The organism is Nostoc sp., assembly GCF_054880495.1.
In genome coordinates this window covers 1-6,389 of the sequence record NZ_JBTYKD010000165.1, presented here as the reverse complement: position 1 = coordinate 6,389, position 6,389 = coordinate 1, and the positions used below count along the sequence as shown (strand labels likewise).

At 44.1% G+C, this 6,389-nt stretch carries 5 protein-coding genes; 3 read left to right on the top strand and 2 right to left on the bottom strand.

The window, feature by feature from the left end; genetic code table 11:
* Positions 1–1,347: 1,347 nt before the first annotated feature.
* Positions 1,348–1,671 (top strand): thioredoxin domain-containing protein, encoded by a 324-nt coding sequence (locus ACYTXL_RS16245; protein WP_461925640.1) that lies wholly within the window; start codon positions 1,348–1,350, stop codon positions 1,669–1,671.
* Here ACYTXL_RS16245 and ACYTXL_RS16240 read toward each other — a convergent pair.
* Positions 1,668–1,895 carry a hypothetical protein gene (locus ACYTXL_RS16240; RefSeq protein ID WP_461925639.1) on the bottom strand — a complete coding sequence of 76 codons (228 nt, stop codon included), beginning with the start codon at positions 1,893–1,895 and terminating at the stop codon, positions 1,668–1,670. The two genes, ACYTXL_RS16245 and ACYTXL_RS16240, sit on opposite strands and share 4 nt — an antisense overlap.
* Before the next feature lie 90 nt (positions 1,896–1,985).
* Positions 1,986–3,836, bottom strand: a complete 1,851-nt coding sequence (locus ACYTXL_RS16235) for a S8 family peptidase (protein ID WP_461925638.1) — start codon at positions 3,834–3,836, stop codon at positions 1,986–1,988.
* Positions 3,837–3,948: 112 nt separating this feature from the next.
* Here ACYTXL_RS16235 and ACYTXL_RS16230 point away from each other — a divergent pair, with 112 nt between their 5' ends.
* Positions 3,949–4,383 carry a hypothetical protein gene (locus ACYTXL_RS16230; protein WP_461925637.1) on the top strand — a complete coding sequence of 145 codons (435 nt, stop codon included), beginning with the start codon at positions 3,949–3,951 and terminating at the stop codon, positions 4,381–4,383.
* A gap of 130 nt (positions 4,384–4,513) precedes the next feature.
* Positions 4,514–6,208: a group II intron reverse transcriptase gene (locus tag ACYTXL_RS16225; RefSeq protein WP_461925641.1), complete on the top strand. Its 1,695-nt coding sequence runs from the start codon at positions 4,514–4,516 to the stop codon at positions 6,206–6,208.
* Positions 6,209–6,389 lie beyond the last annotated feature (181 nt).

The window sequence follows — 6,389 nt, the reverse complement described above, 5'->3', positions numbered from 1 at the left end:
CGGTGGGGCATCTCGTGCAGTCTAAACAAAGCGAGAGTTTTTGTCCGACGGGATACCGCGAGTCGCCCAGATGCCTACACTGTATTGCTTGCAATTAGTGTAGGAGTATGTCACTAGTTCCTACGTTGCTACCGCTACGGTAACAGCAAGATACTGGCTCCCCTGAAAAAGAGGAAACTTTAAGAGCCTTTGGGGGATCTCTTGTGCCTAAGCCCTAAAACAGCAATCATCCCTGACACACCAATTTTTCAGGCAGCTTACTAATCATTTAATTGGTAGGTCTGTCCTGATAACTAACCCCTCTGAGGTTTTTCTCTGATAAACAAGCAGTAAAAACTTCAACCTCTTAATTTATCTGGTAGCCACCCATTTACTTTAGAAAAGATTCTTGGCAGATGCACCCTGATAACTAACTCCCCTGGTTGGCTAAGACTCACTGGGGATTTTTCTAGTTGCGTCACAGCCCATCATAGACATCGCCATCAACCCTGATTTAGCTCATTTTCTCCGGAAGATACTGGCTGTCCCTAGAAAAGATTATTGGTAGATGCACCCTGATAACTCACTCCCCTAGTAGGTTAACACCAACTGGGGTTTTTTTATTAAAAAAAATAACTGAACTTTGTACAAATTCATCCGGAGTATGGTGTTCAACCTAAGAACATTTAATTGGTAGATGCACCCTGATAACTAACTCCCCTGGTTGGCTAACACTGACTGGGGGTTTTTTTATGCGTAGACGGGTAGCTGTGAGGGGGTCGCAGTCTTCTCCCAAGGGGAGACGCTAAGAGCGATGGGGGTTCCCGTCGTTAGCGCAGCGTTAGCGAGTCTTCTCCCAAGGGGAGACGCCCAGGGCGAACGAGCGTCACCCCTGAACCCGTTGGCGCAGCCTCTCGTAGAGAAGGGCTTGTCGTTAAATATCGCCCTAGCATTTCCTGCCCATATAACTCGAATGCACCACTACTCTTACTACTGCTGGTAGACTTTAAGTATCCTCCTGTTGCCAGGATAGAGCATAACTAGCTCACGCAATCCCAGAATCGCTTTCTTTTTATTGTGAGCTAAAGATGCCACACTAAAATGATTGCTATGATATTTAATCACACTTCTTAATTTTTTTTCTATATTTTGACCAGATCATATTTTTCGTTCCCAGGTTCAGCCTGGGAATGCGGTACTGGAAGCTCCGCCTGCTAAAAAATTGCCTTCCCTGCTAAAAGTAGAGAAGGAGAAAAAAATACTTGATCAGGATTTCAGGCTGAAGTTGACACTAATCACCAGCTATATGGTAATATTTCATGGCATTATGTTAGAAAACTTTGCCTAGAATCAAAGAGTCGCCAACCCATGAGTTTAGCTGTAATTAAGTTCTCTTCAGAAGAGTGCGGCATCTGCCACAAAATGTCTTTTTATGACAAAAAGGTGGCTGAAGAACTGGGTTTAGAATTTATCGATGTAAAAATGCAGGATACAGCTGCTTACCGCAAGTATCGCAAGATTTTATTAACTCAGTATCCGGATAAATCAGAAATGGGATGGCCTACTTACATCCTCTGCAATTTTCCAGAAGGGGAATTTCAGATTGTGGGTGAAGTAAAAGGAGGTCATCCCAAAGGGGAGTTTAGAAGCCGTCTTCAAGAGGTTCTGAATTCCACAGCTAATCAGAACTAACTAATTACCTCAAAAGATTTGACTTCCAAAACAGGGCCAATCATGGCAATAGTCATGATATCTTCACGCACCTGTCCTTTAACTTTTGCTTTTTGTCCGGCTTTGAGTAAGTCTTTGTCAGCCCCTCTGAGGATTTCGTAAGTAACGCCCTCTTCTGTGACTAACGCCCATGCGCCCGTGCCAATATCACGGCGTTCGATTGTACCTGTAAGTGTAATGCTCATGATAAATGGGGAGTGGGGAGTGGGGAGTGGGAAGTTAAGAGTTAGGAGTTGGGAGTTATAAAAATTCATGCCCTATGCCCAACTCCCAATTTATGCTATTTTTTCTTCGTTTTTCAATACTAAACGAGCAAGTCCATAACAGATTAGGGCATTACCGATGAGGAACAGGCGTGCTATGTTACCACTTCCCAATCCCCAAACAGCCGGATCGAAAAACGCACTTATAGTTAAGCACGCTGCTACACCTAAAGTTGAACCAATGGCAAACCATTTCCAACTAGGATGTCCCAGCAGCAATGCCATTAACACAATGGGAATCAGTACGCTAGCAAACAGGGGATTCAATGCACCAGTTCCCTGGAGGCTATTGCCTAGTTCGGGAATTGAACTGCCCAAAACCCGGAAAGGCCACTGGGGAAGGTCAAATATATAGATTCCCTTGAGGAAGAATAACCCAGAACTGCCAGCAATTAAGCCACTGAATAAAGACCAACTCCAAGTGAAGGGGAAGTAAACACGTAAAAACCAAGCTAGCAGATAGGAACCAACTACCATTAAAATCTTGGGTAACAGTGCGATCGCACCACCATCAATCCAAAAGCCGGGGTTAAGATAGCCGTTATCGCGTAACCACCGAAAGAAATCTGGGAAACTGATTTGCCCCCCAAAGGCTAGTTTAACTGCTGCTTCTGCATTCAGGTGTCCAGCGCCATAATAGTTCAAACCATCATCCTGGATAACTCGCGCTGACTGCTTCAGGACTTTTAAAACTTCATCTGGTTCTTTGATGCCAGCAGCTTTGATTAATGCCGCAACACCGGCAACGTGGGGAGAAGCCATGCTTGTACCCTGAAAGCCCAGAAATATGCCTTCGCCCTTTTCGTCGATAGTTTCTTGGAGAATCTTACCAGCTTCACTACCACCAGGAGCAGAGATATCTACCCCAGCACCAAAGTTAGAATAAGGCGCTCTTTCCCCATCTGGTCCAATTGCCGAAACGCCGATGACGTAGGGATAACGGGCTGGATAGCTTGCCCCATTGGTGTTTTCATTCCCGGCTGCGGCAATAATAACTACACCTTTTCTATGGGCATACTCGATCGCTTCTTTCATCAATTTGCTTTCACCGCCACCACCCAAGCTCATATTAATCACATCTGCGCCTTTATCAGCAGCAAATTTAATCGCTTCGGCAATATCGGCAACAGTACCGCCACCATACGAACTGAGTACTTTTAGGGGCATCAGACTGGCTTCATAGGCAATTCCAGCGACGCCATATTTATTATTTGTGGCTTGGGCAATAGTTCCGGCAACATGGGTACCGTGGCCATTATCGTCTGTGGCTTCTTCTCGGTCGTTAACAAAATCATAGCCTTTGACGAATTTTGTCTCATACAAGTCCCGCACCTTGGTAATCCCAGTGTCAATCACTGCAACTGTGATGCCACTGCCTTTGGTTTGACTCCATGCGCCTTCAATACCGATTTGGTGCAAGTTCCACTGCTTGCTGTAATATTGGTCATTGGGACCAGTTAATGAGGGACTTGCTTGATCATCTTCTTGCGGTCTTAAAAATTCTCCCAGCCAAGCCGGTTGACCGGGTTGTGGAATCTTTCTGTAGATATAATTTGGTTCAATAAATTCTGTAACTTGGGCAAATTGAGATTTTTTCAGTTCTTGGAGTCGCTGCCGATCGCCTTTGACAATATACACATGATCTTTTTCGGAAAACTTGTTGTCTAATTGGGGTGTAAGGTTGTATTGTTTAGCGATCGCTTGTAGATTCTGTTCCACCACAATTGATGGAATGTCTTCCCGAAAATCAAGCAAAATCGTCTCAAACTCTCCTTTAGCTGCCAGTCCCTGGAAATTCAGAAAACTAAACATCGCAGCTCCCAGCCCAATGACAAACAAGCATAATAATATAAGCTTTCTCATATTAACTCATCACCGCTTTTTGCCAGTTTGCTCACTACCATAACTTATTTCCATCCTTTATTGGTAGATTTTGCACTTTTAGTTACAAGTTTCACTCAGGACTTTTTAAACGATGGAACGTGGTCTTTTATGGTTGCCCCTGTTAGTAATGTTTTTCTGGTTGGCTTGGCAAGGCTCGAAGGAGTATCAAAAAGTTGAAGCCTATCGCGCTTGGGCAGAGCAATTTGAACGGGCTAAGTATGATATTTATTCAGTATTAGGTCAAAAAGGCAACAATCTAACTTGGGGAAAACCCACGCCTCAAGGGCCGATTAAACTAGAAACATTCTCTTTGCTTGATGTCAAACAAATTTATCTTTTGATAGATGACAAACAAGTAGATTTAGAAAGTATACCGGAGAAAGGTCGTTCTATAGAGTTAGAATTTCTATTTTCCGAATCTACTAACTCAGTGCGGGTTCCGTTTACAGAAATCCCTTTGGCAGCAGAATGGGGTAAGTTTTTGCAGAGGGTATTACAAGACTTGCGATCGGAGTCACAGCAGTAGTTAAATTGAAACTACAAGTTCCAGATCATAGGGCTATTTCTGGTCAAAAAGTAGGGGCGCAAATATATTGCGCCCCGATGTGTGTGATCTATTTAATTGGAAACCGGATTGAAAGTCGATTCATGTTTAGATTACTCGCCGTAAGCCCCGCACCATAACTGTCTCAGTTTGGTGTCGGGATATAAGGCGATTAATTACGTTAAAGCTAACTGGCAAATCCAAACCTACTCGTAGAGTATGGATTCCAAAACCAGGAAGTGAGGAAAAACGCCCATTAGGAATACCCACAATGTACGACCGCGCACTACAAGCCGTAGTAAAAGCTACGCTTGAACCAGAATGGGAAGCGGCATTCGAGCCAAATTCCTATGGTTTTAGACCCGGAAGGTCGTGCCACGATGCGATAAAACAGATTAAATTCTGTATTCAACAGAAAGCGAAATTCGTGCTAGACGCGGACATAGCCAAATGTTTTGACCGCATCAACCATGAAGTACTGCTTCAAAAGTTGAATATCAAGGGTAAGGTCAGGCAACAAATTAAAGCCTGGTTAAAATCCGGGGTGATAGACAAAGGAGCATTTACTTCCACATCTGTTAGCGAAGCGGGCGCGCGTACTCGCGCGACGGGTACACCGCAAGGTGGTGTCATCTCACCACTTTTGGCAAACATTGCCCTCTACGGAATGGAAGAAAGGATAAAACAGGAATTCCCCGATATGTCACATGCAGGTAGGGAAACCTGGTTTCATAAAAAAGGTACTCATTTTGTACCCCCAAACATTATCCGTTACGCGGATGATTTTGTGATTCTCCATGAAAACAAAGCCGTTGTACAAAGATGCCGAGAAATTATCTCGGAATGGTTAGCTGGTATAGGACTTGAATTAAAACCAGAAAAAACCCGGCTAACTCATACACTCAACCATGAGTTAAGTGAGGATGGTAAAGCTGGATTTGACTTTCTTGGTCATCACATCCAGCAATACGCAGCAGGGAAGTACCGCAGCAACAGAAATGGACACGGGAAAATATTAGGTTTTAACACCCTCATCACCCCATCCGCGAAGGCGAGTAAGGCTCATATTGAGGAAATCGGAAGAATCATCACAAAACATAGGTCATCGCCCCAAGCGGCTCTCATAAAAGACCTTAACCCTGTAATAAGGGGGTGGACTTCCTATTATTCAAAATCCGATGCCAAAACGGTCGGAGAACTATCGAAACAAGATTACCTCACATACCTGAAACTTCGACGATGGGCAAAACGCCGATGTGGAACATCAAAAGCAGGTTCAGACAAACACTGGACTTCCATAGACGGTGATAACTGGGTATTCGCAACCAGGGAGGGGAACGCGAACCCCCTCCGGTTACTAAAACATAACCAGTTTGAATGCAGTAGCACTGACTATGTAAAAGTTAAAGTCGATAAAAGCCCCTACGATGGCGACACAGTTTATTGGAGTAAAAGACTTGGGACACACCCCCAAATGCCTAATCGTAAGGCTAAATTGCTAAAACTTCAAAAGGGTAAATGTCCTTGGTGCGGATTAAGCTTCCAAGAATGGGGTGTTTTAGAGGTAGACCACATCATCCCCAGAGCGTTAAGCGGCAAGGATGAATACAAAAATCTGCAACTATTGCATCGGCATTGTCACGACGAAAAGACCGCACTTGACCTAAAAGAAATACCGAAGAAAGACCACTCCAAATTCCTAGAGAAACTTTCTCAATTCTGGAACAAATTCAACTGGGAGTGGATAAATGATATTCCAACTTTCATCGGTCAAAAGGTCAGGGAGTCCGATTTGACAGATGGATAATACACTGAGTAGCCGTGTGCGGTGAAAGTCGCAAGCACGGTTCCGAATGGGAGGGGTGATGCAGTAATGCACACCTCGACCCTACCTAGTGGGTAACTCTATTACTAATACTACCTCTAAGGAAGTTCTGGCAGCATTGCGAAATGTACCAGAAGCCTACACTATATTTGGTACTCCAAAT

Excerpts from the sequence above, each read along its gene's own strand:
- ACYTXL_RS16245 (WP_461925640.1), top strand. The coding sequence starts at position 1,348 with ATGAGTTTAGCTGTAATTAAGTTCTCTTCAGAAGAGTGCGGCATCTGC.
- ACYTXL_RS16235 (WP_461925638.1), bottom strand. The coding sequence starts at position 3,836 with ATGAGAAAGCTTATATTATTATGCTTGTTTGTCATTGGGCTGGGAGCT.
- ACYTXL_RS16240 (WP_461925639.1), bottom strand. The coding sequence starts at position 1,895 with ATGAGCATTACACTTACAGGTACAATCGAACGCCGTGATATTGGCACG.
- ACYTXL_RS16230 (WP_461925637.1), top strand. The coding sequence starts at position 3,949 with ATGGAACGTGGTCTTTTATGGTTGCCCCTGTTAGTAATGTTTTTCTGG.